Origin of the sequence: Curtobacterium sp. MCLR17_044 (assembly GCF_003234435.1) — a bacterium.
Lineage (GTDB): Bacteria > Actinomycetota > Actinomycetes > Actinomycetales > Microbacteriaceae > Curtobacterium > Curtobacterium flaccumfaciens.
In genome coordinates, this window is sequence record NZ_QKTC01000013.1 from 67,526 (window position 1) to 93,582 (window position 26,057).

The window sequence follows — 26,057 nt, forward strand, 5'->3', positions numbered from 1 at the left end:
ACAGAGAGCGCGGGAGACAAAACGACGAGGATGGACCCATGATCGAACTCCGCACCCCCGCCGAGCTGGACGGACTCCGCGTCGCCGGCCGGTTCGTGGCCGACGTCCTCGACGAACTGCTCGAGACCGTCGACGTCGGCGTCAACCTGCTCGACCTCGACCGTGTCGCGGCCCGGATGATCGCCGAACGCGGGGCGGAGAGCTGCTACGTCGACTACCACCCGTCGTTCGGCATGTCGCCGTTCGGCAAGAACCTCTGCACCTCGGTCAACGACGCCGCCCTGCACGGCCTGCCGCACGACCACATCCTGCAGGACGGCGACCTGGTGAGCCTGGACTTCGCCGCGAGCGTGGACGGCTGGGTCGCGGACTCCGCCGTCAGCATCCAGGTCGGCACACCGCGCGACGAGGACCAGGCACTGATCGCCACGGTCGAACGAGCACTGGCCGCCGGCATCGCCCAGGCGGCTCCCGGCAACAAGCTCGGCGACGTCTCGCACGCCATCGGTCACGTGGCGCACCAGGCCGGTCACGACGTGAACCTGCAGTTCGGCGGGCACGGCGTCGGTCGCACGATGCACGGGGACCCGCACGTGCCGAACGACGGCCGCCCGGGTCGCGGCCTGAAGCTCCGGCCGGGTCTGGTCGTCGCGATCGAGCCGTGGCTCATGCAGACAACCGACGAGCTCTACCAGGACGACGACGGCTGGACGCTGCGCAGCGTCGACGGCTCGCGTGCCGCGCACGTCGAGCACACGGTCGCGGTCACCGAGGCCGGCCCCGAGGTCCTGACCCTGCGTCGCGCCCAGCGCGACCAGTAGCGAGCCTGGAGGCGCGGCACCAGCTGGCACCGCGCCTCCAGTCCGTCACGCGTCGTCCTCCACCCCACGGAAGCGACAGATCTCGCGGCCCGCGGACCGTCACAACAGCGAAAGCGACAGATCTCCGCGGATGTTCCGCGGAGATCTGTCGCTTTCGCGAGACGGGTGACGCTACGCGTCGGGCAGCAGGTCCGGACGGACGCGCCGCGTCCGCTCCAGCTGCTGCTCGTGCCGCCAGGCACCGACGCGGGCGTGGTGCCCGCTGAGCAGGACGTCGGGGACGTCGAGGCCGCGCCACGACGCGGGCTTGGTGTACGAGGGGTACTCGAGCAGGCCGTCCTCGTGGGACTCCTCGACCAGCGACTCGGGGTTGCCGACGACGCCGGGGACGAGTCGTCCGACGGCCTCGATCATCGCCATCGCAGCGACCTCGCCGCCGTTCAGCACGTAGTCGCCGAGCGAGAGCTCGACGACGGTGGCGCGCGACGACGCCCACTCGAAGACGCGGGCGTCGATGCCCTCGTACCGCCCGCAGGCGAACACGAGGTGCTCCGACGTCGACGCGAGCGACCGCGCGATCGACTGCGTGAAGGGCGTGCCGGCCGGCGTCGGGACCACCAGGGTCGACGAGCCGTCGGGCCGGAAGAGCGCTTCGAGCGCCTGTGCCCACGGCTCCGGCTTCATCACCATGCCGGCGCCACCGCCGTACGGGGTGTCGTCGACGGTGCGGTGCCGGTCGGTGGTCCACGACCGCAGGTCGTGCACGTGCAGGTCGAGGAGACCGCCGGAGCGGGCCTTGCCCAGCAGGGACACGTCGAGCACGGAGAAGAACTCCGGGAAGATCGTGACGATGTCGATCCGCACTGGGACTAGTCCGTGACCGTCTCGGGGCGCGAGGTGTCCTCGGGGTCCTCGAACAGGCCCTGCGGGGGCGTGACCGTGACGGTGCCGGCCGCGATGTCGACCGCCGGCACGATGGCCGAGACGAACGGCACGAGGACCTCGCCGCGGGACGGCGTGTCGATCGCGAGCAGGTCCTGTGCGGGCATGTGGTCCACACGGGCGACCGTGCCGACCTCGACGCCGTCACGCAGGACCTTGAGCCCGACGAGCTGGTGGTCGTACCAGGCGTCGTCCTCACCGGTCTCGGCGTCGGCGTCCTGCTCGACCCAGAGGATGATGCGCGCCAGGGACTCGGCCGCGGTGCGGTCGTCGATCCCGGCGAAGAACGCGACGGGGTGACCGTTGTACCAGCGGAGTTCATCCAGCTCGAGGGTCTTGCCCGACCACGGTGAGTCGTCGGGGACCTGGAGCGTGAAGGTGGCGCCCGGGGTGAACCGACGATCCGGGTCGTCGGTGTAGAGCTCGAGCTTGATGCCGCCCTTGAGCCCGTGCGCCTTCGTGATTCGACCCACCCGGAGCTGGGTCGTCTCCCTAGGAATCGGTGTCCACCACGTCGACCCGCACGCGCTTGCCGTCGGCCAGGGCCGTGACGAGCGTGCGGAGCGCCTTGGCGGTGCGCCCGGCGCGACCGATCACGCGGCCGAGGTCCTCGGGGTGCACGCGCACCTCGAGGACCTCGCCGCGTGGGGAGGTGGAGCTGGCGACGCGCACGTCGTCAGGGTGATCGACGATCCCCTTGACGAGGTGCGTCAGCGCGGATTCGAGCAAGGACTACGCCTCGGTCGTCTCGTCGGCGGTCTCGGCGTCGTCGGCCTTGGCGGCGGGAGCCGTCTTCTCCGACTTCGGCTTGAGCACGGCCTTCTTCGAGGAGTCGACCTGGAAGGCCGGCTTCGGCTCGGCGACCTTGACCTTGGACTCGGTGTCCTTCTCGCCCTTGAACTTGGCCCAGTCGCCGGTCAGCTTGAGGAGGGCCGCGACCTGCTCGGTCGGCTGCGCGCCGACGCCGAGCCAGTAGAGCGCACGCTCGGACTCGATCTTGATGACCGAGGGCTCCTCGGTCGGGTGGTACTGACCGATCTCCTCGAGGACACGACCATCGCGCTTGGTGCGCGAGTCGGCGACGACGATGCGGTAGTAGGGCGCACGGATCTTACCGAGACGCTTCAGACGGATCTTGACAGCCACAATTGCTCCTGTTTGCTTTCGTTGTGGTTGAACTGGAACCGCGGGCGTGGGGGCACACACGGCGAAAGCTCGAGAGAGATCGCTCACAGCTGGATAGAGGGTCGAGCTGCGGCGATTCGACCGTTCATTCTTGCAGATTCCCGGCCGTGATGCGAGCCGACTCGCTACGGCGCGAGGCGCCGCACTGCTTCGAGGGCCTCGGACGTCGCCCGGACCGCGTCCACGCTCCGTGCGTCACGCGCGCCGCCGACGACGGCGTACGGCACGCCTGCGGCCTGGAGGCCCGTCACGAGTCCGTCAGGCGCGTCGCCCTCGGCGTCGGTCGCGCGCTCCTGCCCGGCGCAGACCACGACGGTGTCCGCCGGGACGCCGACCTCGTCCCCGTGCTCGTCGCGGATCCAGAGCACCCCGGGTTCGATGCGCAGGTACTCCTGCACGCCGCCGACCATCCGCACCCCGGCATCCCGCAGCCGACCGATCGCGACCCAGCGCGAGGTGATGCCGATCCCCTGGCCGAACTTGCCCGAACGCCGGAGCACCGTCACCTGCGACCCCGCTCGGGTGGTGCGCCGTGCCGCGGGGAGGCGCTGCGGCACGTCGCCGACGAGCTCCTCGGACACGTCGAGGTCCCACCGGGCCGCGAACTCGGCGGCCCGGACGACCTCGTCGGGCGACTCGGTCAGGAACGCCGCGGTGTCCACGCCGATGCCGCCGCCGCCGATGATCGCGACGGTGCCCTCGGGTACGCCGTTCCGCAGGGCCTGCTCGTAGGACAGCACGTGCGGCAGGTCGCTGCCGGGGACGTCGATGCTCCGCGGGACCACCCCGGCCGCGAGCACGACGGCGTCACTGTCGACGAGGTCCGGAGCCGTGGCCGGGCGTCCGAGGTGGATCGTGGCGCCCCGCTCCGCGAGTTCGGCATGGGCGGACCGCACCGTGGCGGCGTAGTCCTCCTTGCCCGGGACGAGTGCGGCGAGACCGAACTGGCCGCCGAGGCGGTCGGACGCCTCCCAGACGGTGACGTCGTGGCCCCGGCGTGCGGCGTCCACCGCGGCGGCGAGCCCGGCCGGTCCGCCACCGACGACGTCGACGTGCTTCGGGTCGGTGGTCGGGCGGGCGGGGAAGGCCACCTCGCGGGCGGCACGGGGGTTCACCAGGCAGGACACCGGTGCGCCGATGATCGAACGGTCGAGGCACGCCTGGTTGCAGCCGATGCAGGTGTTCACCAGGGCGAACCCGCCCGCGAGCGAGCGCGACACGATGGCGGGGTCGGCGAGGAACGGCCGGGCGAGGGCGACGGCGTCGATGATCCCATCGGCGAGGACAACCTCGCCGTCGCGCAGGTCCGTCATCCGGTTCGAGGCGATCACGCGGACGTCCGGGTACGGGGACGCGCGCACCACCGCGGCGATTCGTGTCGCGTACGCCAGCCAGGCCCCGTGCGGAACCGAGGCCTGCACGGTCGGGGTCCGGGACTCGTGCCAGCCGATGCCGACCGAGATGCCGTCGAGTCCGAGCGGCAGCAGGTCGTGCACGAGCGCGTCGACCTCGTCCTCGGTCGACGAGCCGGGCATCAGGTCGGCGCCGGACAGCCGGATGGTCACGGCGAGCTCGGGCACCGCGGCGCGCACGGCCCGGACGACCTCGATCGCGAAGCGCCGACGCCGTTCCGCGTCACCGCCCCACTCGTCGTCGCGCAGGTTCGTCAGCGGTGACTGGAACTGGTTGATCAGGTACCCCTCGGACGCCATGATCTCGACGCCGTCGAACCCGATCGCGCGGGCGGTGCGGGCCGCGGCGGCGAAGTCCTCGATGGTCCGCTCGACCTCACCCGACGTCAGCGCGGTCGGCACCACACCGCGGGCGGCCGCCCACGGCAGGGCCGAGGGCGCCACGACGCGCTGCGGGTCACCGTGCCGGTCGACCATGCCCGACGCGAGCGCGTACCGCCCGGCGTGGAACAGCTGCGCGAGGATCGTCCCGCCCTCGTCGTGCACGGCGTCGACCGCCACCCGGAACCGCTCGTCGGCTCCCCCGACGTCGAACACCGCGAAGTCGGGACCGCCACGGGCCTCGTCGTTCACCGCGATGCCGCCGGTGATGATGCACGCCGCCCCGCCGGCCGCCCGTTCGCGGTAGAAGGTGGCCATGCCGGCTCCACCGTCGTCGTGCACCTCGAGCCCGGTGTGCATCGACCCCATCACCACGCGGTTCGCCAGGTGCAGGGGGCCGAGGGTCCAGGGTGACGCGACGGTCCGGAGGGACTCCGGCACGACGGGGGCGGAAGCGACGCTGCTCATGCGCCTATTCTGCGGTGTCCGCGGCCGGAGCGTCGGCCGGCAGCACCGCGTCGCGGAGGGGCGACGTCGTGTCCGACCAGTACGGCGGGGCGATGACCGTCAGCCCGCCGTCGACCGAGAGCACCTGCCCGGTGATGTACCCGGCCTTGTCCGACAGCAGGAAGTCGACGGCGTCGGCCATGTCGTCGGCCGTCCCAGGGCGCTGCAGCGGGAGCTTCTCGAGGACGGTGTCCATCGGCGCCTGCCCGGGGACCTTCGTGTAGAAGTACTCGAGCGAGTCGGTGTCGATGAGGCCGCCGTTCACCGCGTTGACCGTGATCTGACGCGGACCGAACTCCACCGCCATGTACTTCATGTACGCCTCGCTCATGGCCTTGGCGGCACCGAGTGCGGCATAGGTCGGGAATGCCCGGAGTGATCCGTACGAGGTCACGACGACGATGCGGCCACCCCGGTCCATGAGTTCCGCGGCGCGCTGGGCGCCGAGCACGAACGAGCGGGCGTTCGTGGCGTAGCTGCGGTCGAGGTGGTGCAGCTTGAGGTCGGCGACGGGCTTGAACGCGCTGGCGGCGGCGTTCGCCACGAACATGTCGAGGCGTCCGTAGGTGTCGCGCACCAGGTCGAACAGGGCGTCGATCGACTCCGGCTGCTCGATGTCGACCTGCGCCGTGATGCCGTCGCCGCCTGCCGCCCTGACGTCGGCCAGGGACTCCTCGGCCAGGTCGGCGTTGCCCTTGTACGTCACCACGACGGTGACGCCGCGCTGGCCGAGCTTCTGCGCGAGCAGGCGGCCGATGCCGCGCGAAGCGCCGGTGATCAGTGCGATGGGCGAGCTGAGCGCGATGGGTGCGTTGGTGCTGTCGGTCACTGCGGTCCTTTGCGTGCGTGGGGACGGACGGGAGGCGCGGGGCGGGCCCGCCACGGGCCTCCAGTCCGGTGGTTGGTCGCGGTCTAGAACCCGGCCTTGCCGGTCACGACGGCGCGGCCGACGACCAGCTTCTGGATCTCGTTGGTGCCCTCTTCGAAGCGCTGCGCGCGTGCGTCGCGGTAGACGCGCTCGATGGCGTTGCGCTTCCAGTAGCCCTGCCCGCCGTGCACCTGCAGGGCCTTGTCGGTGACGCGCGCGAGCATGTCGACGGCGACCATCTTCGAGGCGCTGGACAGGGTGCCGGCGTCGGGGCGGTCGTCCTCGTAGGCGCGGGCGGCCTCGAGCACCAGGGCGCGTGCTGCGGCGATGTCGGCGTAGTTCTCGGCCAGGTAGAACTGGATCGCCTGTCGGCTGGAGAGCTGCTTGCCGAAGGTCTCACGCTTGTTCGCGTACTCGACGGCGAGCTCGTTCGCCCGCTCGGCCAGGCCGACGGCGCTCATCGCGACGGACACGCGACTCGGCAGCAGGAAGCCGCCGAGCGCGACCTCGAGGCCCTGGCCCTCGGCGCCGAGCAGTGCGCTCGCCGGCACGGGCACGTCGGTGAAGCGCAGGATCGCGTGGTCGGTGCCGCGGATGCCCATGGTGTCGGAGTCGTCGATCACCTCGGCACCCGGCAGCCCGCTGTTCGGCATGAGGAACGCGACCGTGCCGTCCTGGCCGCTCGTCCCCTCGAGGCGGGCGGCGATGAGCCAGTAGTCGGCCTTGACGCCGAAGGTGATGAGGTGCTTCTCGCCGTTCATCACGTAGGTGTCGCCCTCGCGCCGGACGGTCGTGCGGATGTCCGCTCCGGTGCCCGCGGTGGCCTCGGTCAGGGTGAACGCGACGAGCTTGTCGCCGGCGACGCTCGGCTTGACGACCTGTTCGGTCTGCTCCGGCGTCGCGTAGGGGGCCATCGCGCGCCAGGTGCCGTTGATGACGTGCACGAGCATGCGGATGGAGGCGTGCGAGCGGGAGACGACCTCCATGATCTCGAGGTAGCGCGAGAACGGGATCGCCCGTCCGCCGAGCTCCGTCGGGGCGGCGAGGCTGAGCCACCCGTTCTCCTTGAGCTCCTGGAACAGCTCGGGAGCGACCCGGCCGGTGCGCTCGATCTCGTCCGCCCACGCCTCGCCGGGGCCGCGGACCCACTCGGTGACCTCGGCCTTGAGCTGCTGGAAGGCGGCTTCGTCGAAGCCCGTGCTCGTCTGCTCGACGATCGTCATCGTGTCTCGTTCTCCTTCGTCGCGACGAGCGCGGCCGCCTGCTCGCGCAGGATGTTCTTCTGGACCTTGCCGACCGCGTTGCGCGGCAGCTCGGTGGTGTACTCGAGTCGCTCCGGCCAGTAGTACTTGCTCACGCCGGCCGTGTCGAGGTACTGCTGCATCCCGGCGAAGTCGAGCGGCTCCTCCGCGCGGGCGTTCACGACCCAGGCGCAGGCACGCTCACCGAGCCGCTCGTCCGGCATCGCGACGATCGCGACGTCCGTGACCAGCGGGTGCTGGTACAGCAGGTTCTCGATCTCGACGACGGGGATCTTCTCGCCGCCGCGGTTGATGACGTCCTTCACGCGCCCGGTGATCGACAGGAAGCCCTTCTCGTCGACCTTCGCCAGGTCGCCGGTCCGGTACCAGCCGTCCGCGGTGAACACGTCGTCGGTCAGGTCCGGGCGGTCCAGGTAGCCCGCGAACATCGTCGGCGAGTGCAGCTCGAAGTTGCCCTCGGTCCCGGCGGGCAGCTCGATCCCCGCGTCGTCGACGATGCGGATCGCGATGCCCGGCAGCGCCCGGCCGTCGTGACCGTACGCGTCGGCGGGGTCGTCGCTCGGGCTGGACAGGGCCCCGAGACACGTCTCGCTCGTCCCGAAGGCGCCCAGGATGGCACTGCCGAGCACCGTGCTCGCCCGCTGAGCCAGTGCACGGGGCACCGCGGCGCCCGTCGGCACGAAGATCCGGAGCGACTCGGGCTGTGGAGCACCGGCCTCGACCAGGTCGACGAGGTCGGTCAGGAACGGTGTCGCGCACTGCACGAAGGACGCCCGGGCGACGCCGAACGCCTGCTCGAGTGCGACGCGGCCGTCCCACACCGGCTGGATGACCTGCGGGGCACCGAGCCGGAACGCCAGCAGCATGCCGTACAGGAACCCGGTCTGGTGCGCGAGCGGCGACGGGATGTAGATGCGGTCGGCGCTGGTCAGCCCGGACTGCGCCATGTGCATGGCGGTCGCCAGCCCGAGCGTGCGGTGCGGGTGCTGCACGCCCTTCGGCTCCCCCGTGGTGCCGGAGGTGAAGAGCAGCTGGCACACGTCGTCCGGGCCGGGAGCGTGCGACGCGATCTCGTCGACGTCGACGTGCACGGCGGCGAGGGCGTTCTCGAAGTAGCGCCAGTGCCAGTCGCTCGCCACGACCCGTTCCAGGGCGTCGGCGGGCAGCGGCGGCTGGTTCGTCGGGGTGTCCCCCTGCCCGCGGGCCTCGGCGCGGAGCACGATGACGTGCTCGAGCGACAGGCGGCGGTCCTGCGCGGCGGCCTCGTCGATGACGTCGAGGAGTTCGAGCGCGGGACGGCGCTTCCGGAACACGTTCGGCAGGAAGACCACGCGGGCCTTCGAACGCGCCAGCGTCATCGTGGTCTCCCGGGGGCCGAACACCGGCATGATCGGGGTCGCGACGGCGCCGATCTGGATCGCACCGAGGGCGATCGACACGAACTCGCGCCAGTTCGGCAGCTGCATCGCGACGGATTCACCCGTGCGCACGCCGAGTTCGAGCAGCAGGGCGGAGACCCGGTCGGCCTCGTCCTGCAGCTCCTTCCACGTGGTGTTCACGGGCGTCGCACCGCCGACCTCGATCACGGCGAGGCCGTCGGGGTCGGTCTGCGACAGGGCGCGGACCCGCTCGCTCAGGACGAGGGGGTCGGCGTCGACGCCGGCGAGCTCGGGCACGGCGACGGCGGGCTGCGGGGCGGTGGCCTGCGGAGCGGCGGGCTGCGCGGCGGGCTGCGGGGCGGTGGGCTGCGGAGCGGCGGGCTGCGCGGCGGGCTGCGGGGCGGTGGGCTGCGCGAGCGGCAGCTCTGTTGGCTCGGGCGCCGCAGACGTCTCGAGGGGCGTGCCCAGGTGCGTGCGGACCCCGTCGGCCTCGGCGGCGTCGATCCGGTCGTCCCGCGCGACCTGGGCTGCGAGCCGGTCGCCGACGGACATGTCGAGCCCGACGGAGTTCATCGCCTCGAGGAACGTCGGGTAGGAGATCCGGTAGGCACGCGGGTAGGTCAGGCCGGACACCCCGTCGGCACTCGACGCCGCGACCGCGAGGGACATCAGCACGCGGTGGTCGTTGAACGAGGACATCGGCGCACCGTGCAACCCGGCCGCACCGACACCGGTGACCCGCAGCTCGTCCGCACCCTGCTCGGCACGGCCGCCCATCCGGTTCAGCTGGAGCATCGCCGCGACCCGGTCGGACTCCTTCAGCCGGATGTGCGCCACGTTCCACAGTCGGCTCGTGCCCTCGGCGAAGGTCGCCATCGTCGACAGCACCGGCAGCAGGTCCGGGATCGGACGGCAGTCGACGTCGAGCGGCCGGAGCGGCGACCCGTCGTGCTCGATCCGGACGAAGCCGGTCTCCTCGTCGATCCGCATCGGGACACCCATCGCGGTCGCGAGGTCCAGGAACTCGCTCTCCGGGTGGTCGGTCTCGGCCGTCGTCGTGGCCGTCATGCCCCGCAGCAGCACGTTCGACTCGCGGGTGCCGGCCGCCGCGATGCCGAACGCTGCGGAGCCGATGTCGGGCGGGATGACGTAGTCGTGCGGGGTGGCCTGCTGGCCCGCCGGGATCCGGTACTCGAGCCAGTCGTCGGAGACCTCGACCGTCAGGCCGAACTGCCGCATCATCCGCACGGTGAGCTCGACGTAGGGCTGCTCGTTGAGCCGCCCGCCGGTGATGTGGATCCGGGTCTCGTGCTCGGCGAACGGCGCCACGAGCAGCAGCCCGGACACCCACTGCGACAGCGTGCCGGCGATCGTCACGTCACCGCCGCGCGGACGCTTCGGCTGCACGGTGACGGGCGGGCAGTCGTTCGTCGCCTCGAGCTCCACCCCCATCTGCGTCAGCGAGGTGAGCAGCGCCTTGATCGGCCGGCGCTGGAAGTACTTCATGCCCGACAGGGTCATCGGGCGGTCGGCCAGCGAGGCGAGCCCGGTCATGAAGTAGAGCGTGGTGCCCGAGGACCCCATGTTGAGCAGTCCGTCGGCACCGCGCGAGCCGTGGTCCACGACGTCGGTCGCCTGGTACCGGCCGCCCAGCCCGGTCACGTGGTACGCGTCCCCGCGACGCTTGACGTCGACGCCGAGGGCGCGGAGCGTGCCCACGGTCCACTCCACCTGTCGCGTCGCGCTCACCCCGGAGACGACACTCGTCCCCTTCGCGAGCGACGCGAGCACCAGCGCGCGGTGCGCGTGGTACTTCGAGACCGGGATGTCGAGTTCTCCGACGAGCGGGGCGTTCGTCCCGCGCACCACCAACTGCATGCGTACCTCTTCCCTGTAGGAACATTTCAACGGTACGCCCACAGTGGAACTAGTTGCAGGACGATCCGCACGATCGGGACAACGCTTCGTTGTGCGTGTCCGACAAGGACCCGGGCAGGATGGACGGCATGGACATCCGCTTCACCGAGTCCCGCCCGTCGACCATCGGCGTCGAGTGGGAACTCCCCCTGGTCGACCGGTCGACCGGCGACCTCGCTCCCCGCGCCCCCGCCGTCATCGCCGCCGTGCACGAGCGGCTCGGCGACCACGACCGCGTCACCGAGGAGCTGCTGACCAACACGGTCGAGGTCGTCTCGAGCGTCCACGACCGCGTGGGGGCTGCGACGAGCGAGCTGTCCGGCATCATCGGCGAGGTCATCGACGCCGCCGAACCGCTCGACGCCCAGGTGATGTGCTCGGGCACGCACCCGTTCGCGGTGTGGGACCAGCAGGAGATCACCCCGGACAGCGAGCACTACACGACCCTCATCGACCGCACCCGCTGGTGGGGACGCCAGATGCTCATCTGGGGCGTGCACGTGCACGTCGGCATCGACGACCGCGACAAGGCGGTCCCGATCATGAACGCGATGCTCGCCTACGTCCCGCACCTGCAGGCGTTCACCGCGTCGAGCCCGTTCTGGGGCGGCACCGACACCGGGTACGCCTCGAACCGCGCCCTCATGTTCCAGCAGCTCCCGACCGGCGGGCTCCCGCCGCAGCTCGGTGCCTGGGCGAACTTCGAAGAGGTCGTCGGCGACCTCACGCACACCGGCGTCATCGACGGCGTGAAGGACCTGCGCTGGGACATCCGCCCGTCGCCGGGTTGGGGCACCCTGGAGAACCGGGTCTCCGACGGCATCTCGACCCTGCACGAGGTCGGCGCCGTCACCGCACTCGTGCAGTGCCTGGTCACCGCCTGCTCGGACCGGCTCGACGCCGGTGAGACCCTGCCCACCATGCAGCCGTGGTTCATCCGCGAGAACAAGTGGCGCGCGGCCCGCTACGGCATGGAGGCCGAGATCATCACGAACGTCGCCGGCGACGAGCGGCTCGTGACCGACGAGGTGCACGACCTGGTGCAGCGGCTCGACCCGATCGCCGAACGGCTCGGCTGCCAGGACGAACTGCACCACCTCGACACGATGATCGAGCGCGGTGCCTCGTACCAGCGGCAGCTGCAGGTCGCGCAGGAGAACGGCGGCGACCTGCGCGAGGTCGTCCGCCACCTCGTGACGGAGTTCCGCGAAGCGCTCTAGCCGCGACCGAACCGAATCGGGCGTACCTGGTCGAATCGGGCGTACCTGGTCGAATCGGGCGTACCTGGTCGAATCGGGCGTACCTGGTCGAATCGGGCGTACCTGGTCGTTTCTCCCGACCAGGGACGCCCGATTCCACTTTCCATCGCGCGTGCGATGGGAAGGAACGTCGCGGCGCGACCACGAACGGACGGGAGGCCCGGTGCCAGCTGGCACCGGGCCTCCCGTCCTGGGGGCATCGGCAGTCCACGGCGAACGCTACAGTTCCCCTGTGGCGGGGGAGGCAGCACAGCGCGGACCGGCGACGGTGATCCGTGCCGGCGCGCTCGTCGACGCCGGTCGACCGGAACAGGCACTCGCCGAGGTCAGGGCGGCCGAACACGACGAAGGCGAATCGATCGCCGGACAGCGCGTGCGTGCCCTGGCGCTGCTCGCGCTCGACCAGCCGGACGCGGCGTGCGAAGCTGCTCGACGAGCGGTCGCTCTCGCGCCGGGTGACAGCACCTCCCTCCGTGTGCTGTCGACCGCCCTGCTCCGCTCTGGGGACCGGATCGGAGCCGTCGAGGCCGCCCGTCGTTCGGTCGCCGCGGACCCGGGATCGTGGCAGGCGCACGCTGCGCGAGTCGATGCCCTCTGGCTCGGCGAGCAGAACCGCTTGGAGGCGATGCGGGCGAGCTTCGAGGCCGTCCGCTTGGCTCCCACCGAACCGTTCGTGCACCGCCAGCACGGCGACCTCCTGCTCGCCGTCGGACGGCAACGGGAAGCGCAGGACGCGTACCGCCGGGGGCTCGCGCTCGCTCCGGAGGACCGAGGGGCACGGCACAACCTGGCGGTGGCACGGCTGCGGCACGGCCACGAGAGCGAGTCCGCGCTGGCCTTCGCGGGCATCCTGTCGACGAACCCGACGGACGCCACAGCACTGCGGAACCTCATGATCGGCGTCGTCAACCCACTCGCCCGCATCAGGGTGGCCCTCGGCGGCGCGGCAGTGATCACCGCCCTCGGCTTCCTGGCGACGATCGACAGCGGGGATCCGGGGATGGAGCGCTGGGCGACCACCTTCCCGCCGGTGACCGCCCTCGCCGTGATCGCCTTCATCGCCCTCCGGTTCACCTCCGAGGCACGGCCTCGCCTCGCCTTCCTCGTCTCGGTCGCTCGACGAGCGGTACCGGGTTGGGGACTCGTGACGCTGGTCCTCGGTGGAGCAACCGCGATCTCGGCGACCGGGCTGTTCCTCCCACCGGTCGCCGCGCTCGTCGCGCAGGGTCTCGTGTTCGTCGGGGTCGTCATCGCGTCCGTCCTGATGAAGCGCATCCTGCGCGCCTTCCCGAGGACCCGCCCAGCGGTGCACGAGGACGACGATGACGACGGGTGACGAGCTCGCCCTCGCGACCGAACTGCGCCTGGCCTGACGCCGCGTCGCGCGACACCACCGAACCGACCGCTCCGAGAGGACTCCCGATGAACGACGACCCGGTCCACGACGACCCGGTGATCGGCGCGCTCCGACGCGCGGTCGACAGCGCACCCCACGACGTCGCACTGCGTGTCCACCTCGGTCGTCTGCTCCTCGAAGCCGGACGTCCGGCTGAGGCGACCGCCGAAGCGGCAGCCGCACTCGCCATCGCGCCGACCGACGCCGCGGCGGGCGCGCTCATGCTGGCGGTGCTGCGCCCGGGTGCCGCCACGGCACTCCCCGCGGACGCGCCGACCGACGCTCCCGCCGCTGGTGCGCCGTCCGACTTCGACTGGCACGCCGCGGAACAGCAGGTCGAGCACATCGTCGAACCGTCCTTCGTCGAGGACTCGGCTCCCGACCCGGACCTGCCGTCGGCGTTCTCGGTCGAGCCGTCGGAGGTCCGGTTTGCGGACGTGGGCGGGATGGAGGCCGTCAAGCAGCGGCTCACCGTCGCGTTCCTCGCCCCGCTCGCGAACCCCGAGCTCCGGGCGTTGTACGGCAAGAGCCTCCGCGGCGGTCTGCTGCTGTACGGCCCTCCGGGGTGCGGGAAGACGTTCATCGCCCGGGCTGTCGCCGGCGAGCTCGGCGCACGCTTCATGAGCGTCTCCATCACCGACGTCCTCGACCCCTACCTCGGCGCGAGCGAGCAGAACATCAGGGCGGTCTTCGAGGCCGCACGCGCCGCGGCTCCATGCGTGGTGTTCTTCGACGAGGTCGACGCGCTCGGCCAGCGACGGAGCCAGACCCGCAGCTCGCACGTGCGCGGGATGGTGAACCAGCTGCTCACCGAACTCGACGGCGTCGACGGCGGGAACGAGGGCGTGTTCGTGCTGGCTGCGACGAACCAGCCGTGGGACGTCGACCCCGCGCTCCGTCGTCCGGGTCGGCTGGACCGGACGGTGCTCGTCCTGCCGCCGGACGTCCCGGCACGCGAAGCGATCTTCCGCGGGCACCTCCGCGACCGACCGGTCGAGGGCATCGACGCCGCAGCGCTCGCCAAGCGGACCGAGGGCTTCTCCGGTGCGGACATCGCCTACGTGTGCGAGGTCGCCGCCGAGCACGCACTCATGGACAGCATCACGACGGGCACTGCACGGCTCATCGGGATGCCGGATCTGCTCGCCGCCCTGGGTGAGGTCCGGCCCTCCACGAGCGCCTGGCTCGAGACGGCGCGGAGCGTCGTCCTGTTCGGCGAGGACGACGGGACGTACGCCGACCTGCGGGCGTACCTCAAGAAGTCCAAGCGCTGAGTGACGGACGGGAGGCCCGGTGCCAGCTGGCACCGGGCCTCCTGTCCGTCAGGTGGTCGGGATCGCGAGTCGCGACTAGCGACCCAGGAACTTCTGCAGCGACGCGAGCTCTTCCTCGGTCGGTGCCTTGCCGCCCTTGGCGCCGCCGAGGCCGAGGCCGGACCCCTGCGGGGCCTGCTGCGGCGCAGCCGCCGCGCCGGCAGCCAAGGCCGCGCGCTTGGCGGGGTTGCCCACCTTCGACTTCTTCTTGCCGCCCTGCTGCTGCTTCTTGCCGCCGTGCATGCCCGGGATCGGACCCATGCCCGGCATCTGCGGCACGCCACCGCGGGCGACGGTCTTCATCATCTTGGCGGCCTGCTCGAAGCGGTTGACCAGCGCGTTGACCTCGGTGACCGTCGATCCGGCACCGCGCGCGATGCGCAGACGGCGCGAACCGTTCAGGAGCTTCGGGAGCTCGCGCTCCTGGGGCGTCATCGACTGGATGATCGCCTCGGTGCGGACGATCTCGCGCTCGTCGAAGTTGTCGAGCGCCTCGCGCATGCCCTTGGCTCCGGGGAGCATGCCGAGCATGCCCTTGATGGAGCCGGCCTTGCGGAGCTGCTGCATCTGCTGCAGGAAGTCGTTCAGCGTGAAGTTGTCGGTTGCGATCTTGTCCGCGACCTTGCGCGCCTCTTCCTCGTCGAAGGCGCCCTGCGCCTGCTCGATGAGGGACAGGATGTCGCCGAGGTCGAGGATGCGGCTCGCCATGCGGTCCGGGTGGAACGGCTCGAAGTCGTCGAGCGACTCACCCGTCGACGCGAACATGATCGGGCGGCCGGTCACACTGGCCACCGACAGGGCGGCACCACCGCGTGCGTCACCGTCGAGCTTGGAGAGCACGACACCGGTGAAGTCGACGCCTTCCTGGAAGGCACGGGCCGTGTTGACGGCGTCCTGACCGATCATCGCGTCGATGACGAACAGGACCTCGTCCGGGTCGACGGCCTTGCGGATGTTCGCGGCCTGCTTCATCAGCTCGGCGTCGACACCGAGTCGACCGGCGGTGTCGACGATGACGGTGTCGTACTGCTGGTCGATCGCGGCCTTGATGGCGTTCTTGGCGACCTTGACCGGGTCGCCGACACCGTTGCCGGGCTCGGGCGCGAAGACGTGCACGCCGGCCTGCTCGCCGACGACCTGCAGCTGCTGCACGGCGTTCGGACGCTGGAGGTCCGCCGCGACGAGCATCGGGGTGTGGCCGTCCTTCTTGAGCCACTTGCCGAGCTTGCCCGCGAGGGTGGTCTTACCGGCACCCTGCAGACCCGCGAGCATGATGACCGTCGGCGGCTTCTTCGCGAACTCGAGCCGTCGCTGCTGCCCGCCCAGGATGCCGACGAGTTCCTCGTTGACGATCTGGACGACCTGCTGCGCCGGGTTGAGCGCGCGGTTGACCTCGTCGGAGAGGGCACGCTCGCGCACCGATGCGGTGAACGCCTTGACGACCTCGAGCGCGACGTCGGCGTCGAGGAGCGCCCGCCGGATCTCGCGGACGGTGCCGTCGACGTCGGACGGAGTCAGCCGACCCTTGCTCCGCAGATTGCGGAAGGTCTCGGTCAGCCGATCGGAGAGTGAACCGAATTGCGCCATGATCCGTCGATTCTACAAGGCTCCCGCCGACGACACCGGCCCGTTCACCGCAGGAGGACACCCTCGGTCAGCTCGAGCGGCGCCCCGAGCCCCACGTCGATGACCACCGGCGCACTCGACGGGCTCCGGTCACCGGTCGGGAACCAGCGCCGGTCGGGCGACACCAGGATCACGAGGCCGTCCACGTCGCCGACCGCCGCGAACGACTCCCCCGGCGGGTTGGCGTACGGCTCGAGACCGGCGCGTCGCAGGGCCTCGACGGCGCCGAGGACGTCGGGAACAGGGACGCCGACCTCGCTGACGGAGACGAGCGGGACGACGGCGCCGGTGCCGGTGCCGGAACCGTCGCCGGCGCGCCGGGCGCCCGACTCGAGGTCCCGCCGCTCGATGAGCTCGAGGAGCTGCTCGTCGGGCCCCTCGAAGTAGACCGACCGCGAGTTCCAGTTCGGCGGCCCCTCGAACTCGTCCTGGTCGTCCGTACCGAGCACCATCGTCAGCCCGGCGATCCAGGCCTTGCCCGCGTCGAACGTCCCCGTGGGGATCGTGATCGCCAGGTGCAGGGCTCCGGTCATCTCCGGCAGTTCGCGGAACACGAGGAGCGACGACCCCACCACGACGCGCACCGTGGCGTCGACGATCTCGACCGGACACCCCAGTCGTTCGTAGAAGCGGGCGGTGTCGGCGAGCGAGCGGGTGGCGAGCTGTACCTGTCGGATGTCCATGTCCTCATCGGACCATCTCAACCATTGTTGAGGTCAAGCACCTGGTTGTTGGACGCCGTCCAGAAACTGTCGTACGCTCGCCGCATGCCGGAACTCGAGATCGTCCGCCACCACGGCCTGCTCGACTACGCGGACGGCCTGGCCCTGCAGCGGGACCTGCACGCCGACGTCGTCGCCGGCCGCTCCCCCGGGGCCCTCGTCCTCTGCGAGCACCCGTCCGTGTACACCGCCGGACGCCGCACCGAACCGTCCGACCTGCCGACGAACGGCGCCCCGGTCATCGACACCGACCGTGGCGGACGCATCACCTGGCACGGGCCGGGGCAACTGGTCGCCTACCCGATCGTCGGGCTCGCCGAACCCCTCGACGTCGTCGCCTGGGTGCGCGACCTGGAGCAGGTCGTCATCGACGCCGCGGCCGCAGTCGGGGTGCACGCCGAACGGGTCGCGGGTCGCAGCGGCGCCTGGGTGCCGGGCACGGACGCGTCCCCCGCCGCCAAGGTCGGCGCGATCGGCCTGCACGTCGCCGAGGGCGTGACGAGCCACGGCATCGCGATCAACTGCGACAACGCCCTCGACGCCTACGCCGCGATCGTCCCGTGCGGCATCGCGGACGCCGGGGTCACGACGCTGAGCGCCGCGGCGGCGCACGTGGGGCTCGCTCCCGTGACCGTCGACGACCTCGCACCCCTGGTCGCGCACGGCGTCCAACAGGCCGTCGACGGCATGCACAGCGGCCACCGGATCAGCACGACGACCCCCAGCACCAGCACGAGCACCAGTACTGCGCCCGCCCGACAGGAGACCCTCGTATGACCCTCGCCCCCGAAGGCCGCCGCATGCTCCGGGTCGAGGCCCGGAACGCCGAGACCCCGATCGAGACGAAGCCCGCGTGGATCAAGACCCGTGCCACGCAGGGCCCGGAGTTCCGCGAGCTGTCGAGCCTGGTGCGCGACAAGCAGCTGCACACCGTCTGCCAGGAGGCCGGCTGCCCGAACATCTTCGAGTGCTGGGAAGACCGCGAGGCCACCTTCCTGATCGGCGGCTCGCAGTGCACCCGTCGCTGCGACTTCTGCCAGATCGACACCGGCAAGCCGGAACCGCTCGACCGCGACGAGCCCCGCCGGGTCGCGGACTCCGTGGCGGAGATGGGGCTGCGGTACGCGACCGTGACCGGCGTCGCCCGCGACGACCTGCCCGACGGCGGCTCCTGGCTCTACGCCGAGACCATCCGGGCGATCCACGAACACTCCCCCGGCACCGGCGTCGAGATCCTGGTGCCGGACTTCAACGGGCGACCGGACCAGCTCGGCCCGGTGTTCGACGCCCGTCCCGAGGTCTTCGCCCACAACGTCGAGACCGTCCCGCGGATCTTCAAGCGGATCCGGCCGGCGTTCACGTTCGAACGCTCCCTGGACGTCATCACCCAGGGCCGCGACGCCGGACTCGTCACGAAGTCGAACCTGATCCTCGGCATGGGCGAAGAGCGCATCGAGATCGAGGACGCCCTGCAGCGCCTGTTCGACGCGGGCACGGACATCATCACGCTGACGCAGTACCTCCGCCCGTCGCCCCGGCACCTGCCGGTCGCGCGCTGGGTCAAGCCGGAGGAGTTCGTCGAGCTCCGCCAGGTCGCCGAGCAGATGGGCTTCGCCGGAGTGCTCGCCGGACCGCTGGTCCGGTCGTCGTACCGGGCGGGCCGGCTCTGGGCGCGGGCGACGGTGGCCCGCGGCGGCTCGGTTCCCGAGCACCTGGCCCACCTGCTCGACGCGACCCCTGGTCGCCAGGCCGTCTGACGCTCCGGACGACACCCGGACAGACGGGAGGCGCGGTGCCAGCTGGCACCGCGCCTCCTGTCCGTCAGGTGGTGACGACTACTTCGCGTCGGCCTCGACCGACTCCTTCGGCTGGCCGGTCGGGGTGAGCCCGCGCTCCTGCCGGCGCTTCGAGACCACCAGCGACGCAGTGGTGGCGACGGCGATCGTCAGCGCGATGAAGCCCAGCGAGAACCAGATCGGGATCTCCGGCGCCCACTCGATGTGCTCGCCACCGTTGATGAAGGGCAGCTCGTTGACGTGCATGGCGTGGAAGACGAGCTTCACACCGATGAACGCCAGGATGACGGCCAGGCCCTGACCCAGGTAGATGAGGCGCTCGAGCAGGCCGGCGATCAGGAAGTACAGCTGCCGGAGGCCGAGCAGCGAGAACGCGTTCGCGGTGAACACGATGAAGGCGTCCTGCGTCAGCCCGAAGATCGCGGGGATCGAGTCGAGCGCGAAGAGCACGTCGGTCAGGCCGATGGCGACCATGACGAGCAGCATCGGGGTGAACAGCCGCTTGCCGTCGACGCGGGTGGTCAGGCGGTCGCCGTCGTAGTGGTCCGAGGTCGGGATGATGCGCTTGAGGATCCGGATGAGCCGGGATTCACCCTCGCTGCCGTGGTCGTTGCCGCTGCGGGCCTGCGACCAGGCGAGCCAGAACAGCAGCGCACCGAACAGGTAGAAGACCCACGAGAAGTTCTCGATGATCGTGACGCCGAGGGCGATGAAGACGCCGCGGGCGACGAGCGCGATCGCGACGCCGACCAGCAGGACCTTCTGCTGGAACTCCTTCGGCACGGCGAAGCTCGACATGATGATGAGGAAGACGAAGAGGTTGTCGACCGACAACGCCTTCTCGGTCAGCCAGCCGGCGAAGTACTCGCCACCGGCCTGTCCGCCGCCGAACACCAGGATCCCGATGCCGAACAGGATCGCCAGCCCGATGTAGAAGGCCGACCAGAACGCGGATTCGCGGATGTGGGGCACGTGCGGCGTGCGGACGTGCGAGTAGAAGTCGAACACCAGCAGCGCGAGGATGCCGGCGATCGTGATGAGCCAGACGAAGAGTGGGACGTCCACGGTTTCCTTCAGGTAGGGCGTGCCGCTGCTGTGCGGGTACGCCGAGGCCTGAAGGTCTCTTCCGTCGCTCGGCACCGGAACCGGTGTCGCACGACCGGCGCCCCGGGGCCGGATCGTTCCGGACCGTACTGACGGGGTCACCGAGAGGGAATACTCCCCTTCGTGATCCCGAGCATACCGGGCACAGCGGACATGTGCCGCGCTCTAAGCTGGGAGCATGGCGAGTTCTTGGTCACTGTCCACACGGCTGCGCGGCCTCTTCCAGCGCAAGACGATCGACGAGACCACGTGGGAGGACCTCGAGACCGCCCTCATCGGCGCCGACTTCGGGCCCGACATCTCCGAGGAGATCATCGAGGACCTGCACGCCCGCGTCGACCGGTACGGCACGACCGACCCCGCCGACCTGCAGCGCATGCTCCGCGAGGTCCTCGAGGAACGGCTCTCCAAGCTCGACACCACCCTGAAGCTCAGCGCGCGGCCCGCCGTGGTGCTCGTCGTCGGGGTGAACGGCGTCGGCAAGACCACGACGATCGGCAAGTTCGCCAAGTTCCTGAAGACGTACGACCGCACGGTCCTCGTCGGCGCGGCGGACACGTTCCGCGCCGCGGCGGTCGAGCAGGTCGCCACCTGGGCCCAGCGCGCCGGGGTCGACGTCGTCCGTCCGTCGCAGCCCGGGCAGGACCCGGCGTCGGTGGCGTACCAGACCGTTGAGAAGGCGATCCGCGACCAGACCGAGATCGTCGTCATCGACACCGCCGGGCGCCTGCACACCAAGGCCGGCCTGATGGACGAACTCACCAAGATCAAGCGCGTGGTCGAGAAGCAGACCGAGATCAGCGAGGTCCTGCTCGTCCTCGACGCGACGACGGGCCAGAACGGCCTCGCACAGGCCCAGGCCTTCATCGAGGGCGCCGGTGTGACCGGCCTCGTCATCACGAAGCTCGACGGCTCGGCCAAGGCCGGGTTCGTGCTGAGCGTGCAGGAGAAGACCGGCATCCCGATCAAGCTCATCGGGCAGGGCGAGGGCATCAACGACCTCACGGGCTTCACCCCGCACGTGTTCGTGCAGAACCTCGTCGGCTGAGCGAACGCGATCTCGTCGGCTGAGCGAACGCGTCGGCACGCCGAGGAGTAGCGTCCCTGACGGTCCGGGCATCTGCTCGGTCTCGTTCCAGGGATAGGAGACCCTCATGCCCGCACTGCTGATCATCGCGATCATCGTCGGCCTCGTCCTGCTCTTCAGCGGCATCTTCGTCGGTGCGCTGAAGTTCCTGCTCTGGGTGGGCATCGTGCTCATCCTGCTGGCGGTCATCGGCTGGCTGCTCCGGACGATCCGCGGTCGCGCGTAGCGACCCGGCGTCCTGTCCGGACGCACCTGACAGAACGGGAGGCGCGGTGCCAGCTGGCACCGCGCCTCCCGTCTGTCGTGGTCGCGACCAGGGCGCCTAGGCGACCGCGTCCGCCGGCTCGCGCTTCTGCACCCGCTGCCCGACGACCGCGGAGACGCCGTCCTGCCGCATCGACACCCCGTACAGGGCGTCGGCGATCTCCATCGTCCGCTTCTGGTGCGTGATGACGATGAGCTGGGACGACTCGCGGAGCCGCTCGAACACGGTCAGCAGGCGGCCGAGGTTGGCGTCGTCGAGTGCCGCCTCGACCTCGTCCATGATGTAGAACGGCGACGGCCGAGCGGTGAAGATCGCGACGAGGAGCGCCACCGCCGCCAGGGACCGCTCGCCGCCGGACAGCAGGGTCAGGCGGTCGATCTTCTTGCCGGCGGGCTTCACCTGCACGTCGATCCCGGTGCCGAGCAGGTCGGTCGGGTCGGTCAGGTTGATCGACCCCGAGCCGCCCGGGAACAGGATCGGGAAGATGACGTCGAACGCTTCCTTCGTGTCGTTGAACGCGGACTCGAAGATCGTCTGCATCTTCGTGTCGAGCTCGTCGATGATCGTCAGCAGGTCCGTCCGGGTCTTCTGCAGGTCCTCGAGCTGCTCGGCGAGGAACGCGTGCCGCTGCTCGAGCGCCTGGAACTCCTCGAGCGCGAGCGGGTTCACCTTGCCGAGCTGTCCGAGGTCGCGCTCGGCGGCCTTGAGTCGGCGCTCCTGCTCGGCACGGACGTAGGGCACGGTCTCGACGTCGGCCGGGTCGACCTCGTCGGACGTGTCGAACTCGGGCAGGGCCGGGCCGCCGGGCAGCGTGGACTCGGCGTTGACGAGGGCCAGGTCGTCGGTGCTCGTCTCGGCGTCTTCGTCTGCATGCGCGTCCGTGTCGGTGTCCGCGCGGTCCGGCTCGGTCACGCCCGCGGCTTCGGCCGCGGCAGCCGCCGCTGCGCGCTCCGCCTCGCGGTGCTTCCGCGCGCGCACCCGCGGGTCCACGAGCACGTCGACCGGCACGGGGACGTGCGGCCCGTACTCGGCCACCAGCACTGCTTCCGTCAGCCCGAGCTCGCTCTGCGCCCGGTCGAGGACGCCTGACACGTGCAGCTTCTTCTCGTAGATCTCCATCTCGAGCGAGTGCACGCCGTCGGTGATCGTCTGCAGGCGGTCGCGGAGTTCGCGCTCCTCGTTGCGGATCGTCTGCAGCTCGGTGTTGCGCTTCGACCGCTCGGCTTCCTCCGTCGCCAGCTGCACCCGCGCTTCGGCCAGCGAACGGTCGACCGCACCGAGCACCCCGGGCAGGTCGGCGAGCACGGCTTCCGCGGTCCGGATCTGGCCGCGTCGGATGACGGCGAGCCGGGCGGCCTCCTCGGCGGCGGCGCGCTCCGCCTCGAGCTGGCGTTCGAGCTGGTCGGCGCGGTTCCGTTCGGCGCGCACCCGCTCGCGCACGGTCTCGACCTGGATCCGCTGCTCGACCTCGGCCGCACGTGCGGCTTCGAGCGCGTCCTGCAGCGCGGGACGCTCAGACGCGTCGACCACGGGACGCTCCTGCTCGGTGAAGGCCCGGTGCGCCGACTCGGCCTCGGCCAGCACCGCCTCGGCGGTCTCGACGGCGCCGTCGGTCTCGGCCAGCGCGGCACGCAGCCGTTCGACCTCGGCCGCGGCGTTCTCCGCCTTCGCCCGCGTCGACGCACTCGTGCGGTCGTACTCGGCCTTCGCCCGCGTGTACGCGCGGGAAGCTGCGTCGGCCTCGTCCGCACTGCGGCGTGCGTCCTCGACGGCACTGCGTGCGGCCTGGAGGCCCGTGGCCGCGTCCTCGGCGTCGGTCGCGATCGCGTCGCGGCGCGTCACGGCGTCGTCGCGCTCCGCGACGAGCTCGATGCGCGAGGTCACGCGCTCCCCGCCGCCGGTCACGCGGACCGCACGGACGAGGTCGCCGGACCGCATGACCACCGTGGCGTGCGGGGCGGCCGTGAGCACCGCCTCCAGGTCGAGGTCGTCGGTCTCCGCGACCAGCGTGTCCCGCAGGATCGACGCGAGCGCCGGCGGTCCCTGCACCAGGTCCGTGGCACGGCGGACGCCGGTCGGCAGGGTCTCGGGCAGGGCGGTGGTGACGGCTGCGGCATCCGCGACGACGACGTCGATCCGGCCGAGGTCAGCAGCGCGGGCGTGGTCGACGGCGTCGAGCGCTGCACCGCGGTCGTCCGCGAGGACGGCGTCGGCGAGTCCCTCGAGCGCGGTGGCGATCGCGGCCTCGAACCCGGGCGAGACCGTCAGGCTGTCGGCCAGGCGACCGACGATGCCCGCGCGACCGGCGTCGATCACGGCCTGCGAACCGTCGCGGACCTCGATCGACATGCCGAGTGCGGCGACCCGGGCGTCGAGGGCGTCCCGCTCGCGTTCGAGGGTGTGGAGGCGGTCGCGCTGCTCGTCGCGCGTGGTCTGGGCCCGTTCGAGCTCGGCGCGCGCCTGCTCCAGGGTCTGCGCGAGCGCGGACTCGTCGACGCCCTCGGACGGGTCGACACCGAGTTCGGCGAGGGCCGCCGCGGCACGCTCGGCACGCTCCCCGGCCTCGGCCAGAGCCCGCTCCCGCCGCTCGCGGTCGGCGACGGCGGAACCGCGCTTCGACCGGGCGACGTCGACGGCGCTGGCGAGCCGCTGCGCCTCGAGGTCGTGCTGCGAGACCCGGGCTGACTGGGCGGCGATGCGTTCGTCGAGGGCGTCCAGCGCGGCGCGTGCGTCCTGCACCGCGCGGGCGGTCGTCGCCGAGCCGCCCTGCATCTCGTCGGCGCGGGCGGCGAGACGGTCGGCCTCGGCACGGACCCCGGCGACCTGCTCCTGGGTGACGGTGGGCCCCTGCTGCGGGGCGTCGGCCTGCTGCGCGAGGAACATCAGGCGCTGGTTCGCCAGGCTCGACAGGCCGCGGAGGCGCTCCTGCACGCTCTCGAGCCGGTGCACCACGGTGCGGGCGCGGTCGACGTCGTCGCCGACCATGCTCTGCTCGACGTGCTGCTGGCGCACCCGGGTCTGGTCGAGCCGCTCGGTCAGGACGATGCGCTCGGACTTGCGGCCCGCCTCGACCTCCTGGTGGTCGTGCAGCTCGCGGCGCAGGCGCACCACGTCGTCGGCCAGGATTCGGGCCTTGGCGTCGCGGAAGACCGCGGCGACCGACTGGGCCTTGCGCGCGACCTCGGCCTGGCGCCCGAGGGGCTTCAGCTGCCGCCGGATCTCACCGGCCAGGTCGGACAGGCGGGTCAGGTTCGTCTGCATCGCGTCGAGCTTGCGGAGGGTCTTCTCCTTGCGGCGACGGTGCTTCAGGATCCCCGCGGCCTCCTCGATGAAGCCGCGGCGGTCCTCCGGGGTGGCGTGCAGCACCTTGTCGAGCTGCCCCTGCCCGACGATGACGTGCATCTCACGGCCGAGGCCGGTGTCGCTCAGCAGCTCCTGCACGTCGAGCAGGCGGCAGTTCTCGCCGTTGATGGCGTACTCGCTGCCACCGTTGCGGAACAGCGTGCGCGCGATCGTCACCTCGGAGTACTCGATCGGCAGCAGGCCGTCGCTGTTGTCGATGGTCAGCAGCACCTGGGCCCGACCGAGCGGGCCGCGGGTCGAGGTGCCGGCGAAGATGACGTCCTCCATCTTGCCGCCGCGCAGGGTCTTCGCCCCCTGCTCCCCCATCACCCAGGCCAGGGCGTCCACCACGTTCGACTTGCCGGAGCCGTTCGGGCCGACGATGCACGTCACGCCCGGCTCGAACGCGAACGTCGTCGGCTGCGCGAAGGACTTGAACCCCTTGATGGTCAGGCTCTTCAAGTACATGCGGTCTCCGGATGCTCTGGTTGGCGTCAGGCTAACGCGTGCGGGCGCGGGGACGGGGTTGGCACACGGGGCAGATGTGGCTCGACCGGTTCATGAAGGCCTCGCGCACGATCGTCGTGCCGCAGCGTGGACACGGCTTCCCATGCTGCCCGTAGACGTTCAGGCGCTGCGAGAAGTACCCGGACTGCCCGTTGACGTTGACGTACTGGGCGTCGAAGCTCGTGCCGCCGTCCTCGAGCGCCCGGCGCAGGATGGCACGGACCTCGTCGAGCAGCCGACGCAGGTCGGCACGGGTGAGGCGGTCGGCGGCGCGGTCGTAGTGCAGCTTCGCGGCCCAGAGCGACTCGTCGGCGTAGATGTTGCCGATGCCGCTCACGACGCCCTGGTCGAGCAGCACCCGCTTGATGCCGCTCGAACGCTTCCGCGCCATCGCGGTGAACCGGTCGTCGTCGAACGCGGGGTCGAGCGGGTCACGGGCGATGTGCGACACCTGCCCGGGCACCCAGCGGCGCCACACGGCATCAGGGTCGATCGCGTCGACCTGCCCGCCGAACCCGGCGGGAGCACCGTCGATCGTCGGCACCATCGCGTCGATCGCCATCGAGCCGAACGTGCGCTGGTCGACGAACTCGAGTTCCACCGGGGGCTCCGCCGCACCCGAGCGGTCGGTGCCCGCGGGCTGCACGTCGATGAGGATGCGCCGGTGCTTGGCCGCCGGTCGACCACGGCCGAGCAGGATCTGCCCGCTCATGCCGAGGTGGGCGACGAGTGCCTCGGGGCGGTCCCCGTCGCGCTCGGGCTGCAGCGGCATCCAGAGGAACTTGCCCCGGCGGACGGCAGCGGCGATCGTGCGACCGGTCAGTCGGTCGGCGAAGTCCTCGGCGGGGCCGTCGTGCCGGGTGAGGGCACGGTCGTCGACCACGTCGACGTGCAGGACCCGCGCGCCGCTGACGGCGGGTTCGAGGCCGGCGCGGACGACCTCGACCTCGGGGAGTTCGGGCACGC

21 protein-coding genes are annotated in these 26,057 nt (G+C 71.1%); 8 read left to right on the plus strand and 13 right to left on the minus strand.

Translation table 11 applies throughout. The features are described from left to right. Window positions 1-38: 38 nt before the first annotated feature. On the plus strand, window positions 39-821 hold the full coding sequence (gene map, locus DEJ04_RS10930; RefSeq protein WP_111047086.1) for a type I methionyl aminopeptidase: 783 nt from the start codon (window positions 39-41) through the stop codon (window positions 819-821). A 171-nt stretch (window positions 822-992) separates the two neighbouring features. On the opposite strand, the gene trmD is transcribed toward map, so the two are convergent. From trmD to aroA, 8 genes are all read right to left on the minus strand, one after another. Beyond that, entirely contained in the window at window positions 993-1,685 is a 693-nt protein-coding gene (gene trmD / locus DEJ04_RS10935; protein ID WP_110863975.1) for a tRNA (guanosine(37)-N1)-methyltransferase TrmD, read from the minus strand. A gap of 5 nt (window positions 1,686-1,690) precedes the next feature. After that, window positions 1,691-2,236: a ribosome maturation factor RimM gene (gene rimM / locus DEJ04_RS10940; RefSeq protein WP_171907871.1), complete on the minus strand. Its 546-nt coding sequence runs from the start codon at window positions 2,234-2,236 to the stop codon at window positions 1,691-1,693. A 19-nt stretch (window positions 2,237-2,255) separates the two neighbouring features. Next, complete coding sequence (locus DEJ04_RS10945; protein WP_017888258.1) at window positions 2,256-2,492, minus strand: RNA-binding protein; 237 nt, start codon at window positions 2,490-2,492, stop codon at window positions 2,256-2,258. Window positions 2,493-2,495: 3 nt separating this feature from the next. Continuing rightward, on the minus strand, window positions 2,496-2,909 hold the full coding sequence (rpsP, locus tag DEJ04_RS10950) for a 30S ribosomal protein S16 (protein WP_027465884.1): 414 nt from the start codon (window positions 2,907-2,909) through the stop codon (window positions 2,496-2,498). A gap of 164 nt (window positions 2,910-3,073) precedes the next feature. Continuing rightward, a complete protein-coding gene (locus DEJ04_RS10955; protein WP_111047087.1) occupies window positions 3,074-5,209 on the minus strand; it encodes an FAD-dependent oxidoreductase in 2,136 nt (711 codons plus the stop codon). Window positions 5,210-5,213: 4 nt separating this feature from the next. Continuing rightward, a complete protein-coding gene (locus tag DEJ04_RS10960; RefSeq protein ID WP_111029153.1) occupies window positions 5,214-6,077 on the minus strand; it encodes an SDR family oxidoreductase in 864 nt (287 codons plus the stop codon). 83 nt (window positions 6,078-6,160) lie between these two features. Continuing rightward, window positions 6,161-7,339, minus strand: coding sequence for an acyl-CoA dehydrogenase family protein (locus tag DEJ04_RS10965; RefSeq protein WP_111047088.1), 1,179 nt, complete (start codon window positions 7,337-7,339; stop codon window positions 6,161-6,163). Next, window positions 7,336-10,635, minus strand: coding sequence for a 3-phosphoshikimate 1-carboxyvinyltransferase (gene aroA, locus DEJ04_RS10970; protein ID WP_111047089.1), 3,300 nt, complete (start codon window positions 10,633-10,635; stop codon window positions 7,336-7,338). The genes DEJ04_RS10965 and aroA overlap by 4 nt, the downstream gene beginning before the upstream one ends. Before the next feature lie 119 nt (window positions 10,636-10,754). Between aroA and DEJ04_RS10975 the strand changes: the two genes are divergently transcribed. From DEJ04_RS10975 to DEJ04_RS10985, 3 genes are all read left to right on the plus strand, one after another. Then, window positions 10,755-11,894 carry a glutamate--cysteine ligase gene (locus tag DEJ04_RS10975; RefSeq protein ID WP_181433023.1) on the plus strand — a complete coding sequence of 380 codons (1,140 nt, stop codon included), beginning with the start codon at window positions 10,755-10,757 and terminating at the stop codon, window positions 11,892-11,894. A gap of 271 nt (window positions 11,895-12,165) precedes the next feature. Beyond that, window positions 12,166-13,269: a tetratricopeptide repeat protein gene (locus DEJ04_RS10980; protein WP_146248502.1), complete on the plus strand. Its 1,104-nt coding sequence runs from the start codon at window positions 12,166-12,168 to the stop codon at window positions 13,267-13,269. Window positions 13,270-13,355: 86 nt separating this feature from the next. Continuing rightward, window positions 13,356-14,603 (plus strand): 26S protease regulatory subunit, encoded by a 1,248-nt coding sequence (locus DEJ04_RS10985; RefSeq protein WP_111029149.1) that lies wholly within the window; start codon window positions 13,356-13,358, stop codon window positions 14,601-14,603. Between the two features lie 75 nt (window positions 14,604-14,678). Here the strand turns inward: DEJ04_RS10985 and ffh are convergent, their stop codons facing one another. Both ffh and DEJ04_RS10995 read right to left on the minus strand, forming a co-directional pair. Beyond that, entirely contained in the window at window positions 14,679-16,229 is a 1,551-nt protein-coding gene (gene ffh, locus DEJ04_RS10990; RefSeq protein WP_027465889.1) for a signal recognition particle protein, read from the minus strand. A 44-nt stretch (window positions 16,230-16,273) separates the two neighbouring features. Continuing rightward, window positions 16,274-16,951 (minus strand): hypothetical protein, encoded by a 678-nt coding sequence (locus tag DEJ04_RS10995; protein WP_111047091.1) that lies wholly within the window; start codon window positions 16,949-16,951, stop codon window positions 16,274-16,276. 84 nt (window positions 16,952-17,035) lie between these two features. Between DEJ04_RS10995 and lipB the strand changes: the two genes are divergently transcribed. Together lipB and lipA are read left to right on the plus strand one after the other, a co-directional pair. Further along, window positions 17,036-17,767 (plus strand): lipoyl(octanoyl) transferase LipB, encoded by a 732-nt coding sequence (gene lipB, locus DEJ04_RS11000; RefSeq protein ID WP_111047092.1) that lies wholly within the window; start codon window positions 17,036-17,038, stop codon window positions 17,765-17,767. After that, window positions 17,764-18,747 (plus strand): lipoyl synthase, encoded by a 984-nt coding sequence (gene lipA, locus DEJ04_RS11005; RefSeq protein WP_111029146.1) that lies wholly within the window; start codon window positions 17,764-17,766, stop codon window positions 18,745-18,747. The genes lipB and lipA overlap by 4 nt, the downstream gene beginning before the upstream one ends. Before the next feature lie 78 nt (window positions 18,748-18,825). On the opposite strand, the gene DEJ04_RS11010 is transcribed toward lipA, so the two are convergent. After that, window positions 18,826-19,851, minus strand: a complete 1,026-nt coding sequence (locus DEJ04_RS11010; RefSeq protein ID WP_110859106.1) for a TerC family protein — start codon at window positions 19,849-19,851, stop codon at window positions 18,826-18,828. 217 nt (window positions 19,852-20,068) lie between these two features. Between DEJ04_RS11010 and ftsY the strand changes: the two genes are divergently transcribed. Next, entirely contained in the window at window positions 20,069-20,938 is an 870-nt protein-coding gene (gene ftsY / locus DEJ04_RS11015) for a signal recognition particle-docking protein FtsY (RefSeq protein ID WP_017888268.1), read from the plus strand. A 106-nt stretch (window positions 20,939-21,044) separates the two neighbouring features. After that, on the plus strand, window positions 21,045-21,203 hold the full coding sequence (locus DEJ04_RS18425; protein WP_171907827.1) for a hypothetical protein: 159 nt from the start codon (window positions 21,045-21,047) through the stop codon (window positions 21,201-21,203). Between the two features lie 96 nt (window positions 21,204-21,299). Here DEJ04_RS18425 and DEJ04_RS11020 read toward each other — a convergent pair whose 3' ends face one another. Then, window positions 21,300-25,052, minus strand: coding sequence for an AAA family ATPase (locus DEJ04_RS11020; protein WP_111047093.1), 3,753 nt, complete (start codon window positions 25,050-25,052; stop codon window positions 21,300-21,302). 31 nt (window positions 25,053-25,083) lie between these two features. Next, complete coding sequence (mutM, locus tag DEJ04_RS11025) at window positions 25,084-26,055, minus strand: bifunctional DNA-formamidopyrimidine glycosylase/DNA-(apurinic or apyrimidinic site) lyase (protein ID WP_111047094.1); 972 nt, start codon at window positions 26,053-26,055, stop codon at window positions 25,084-25,086. Between the last annotated feature and the right edge of the window lie 2 nt (window positions 26,056-26,057).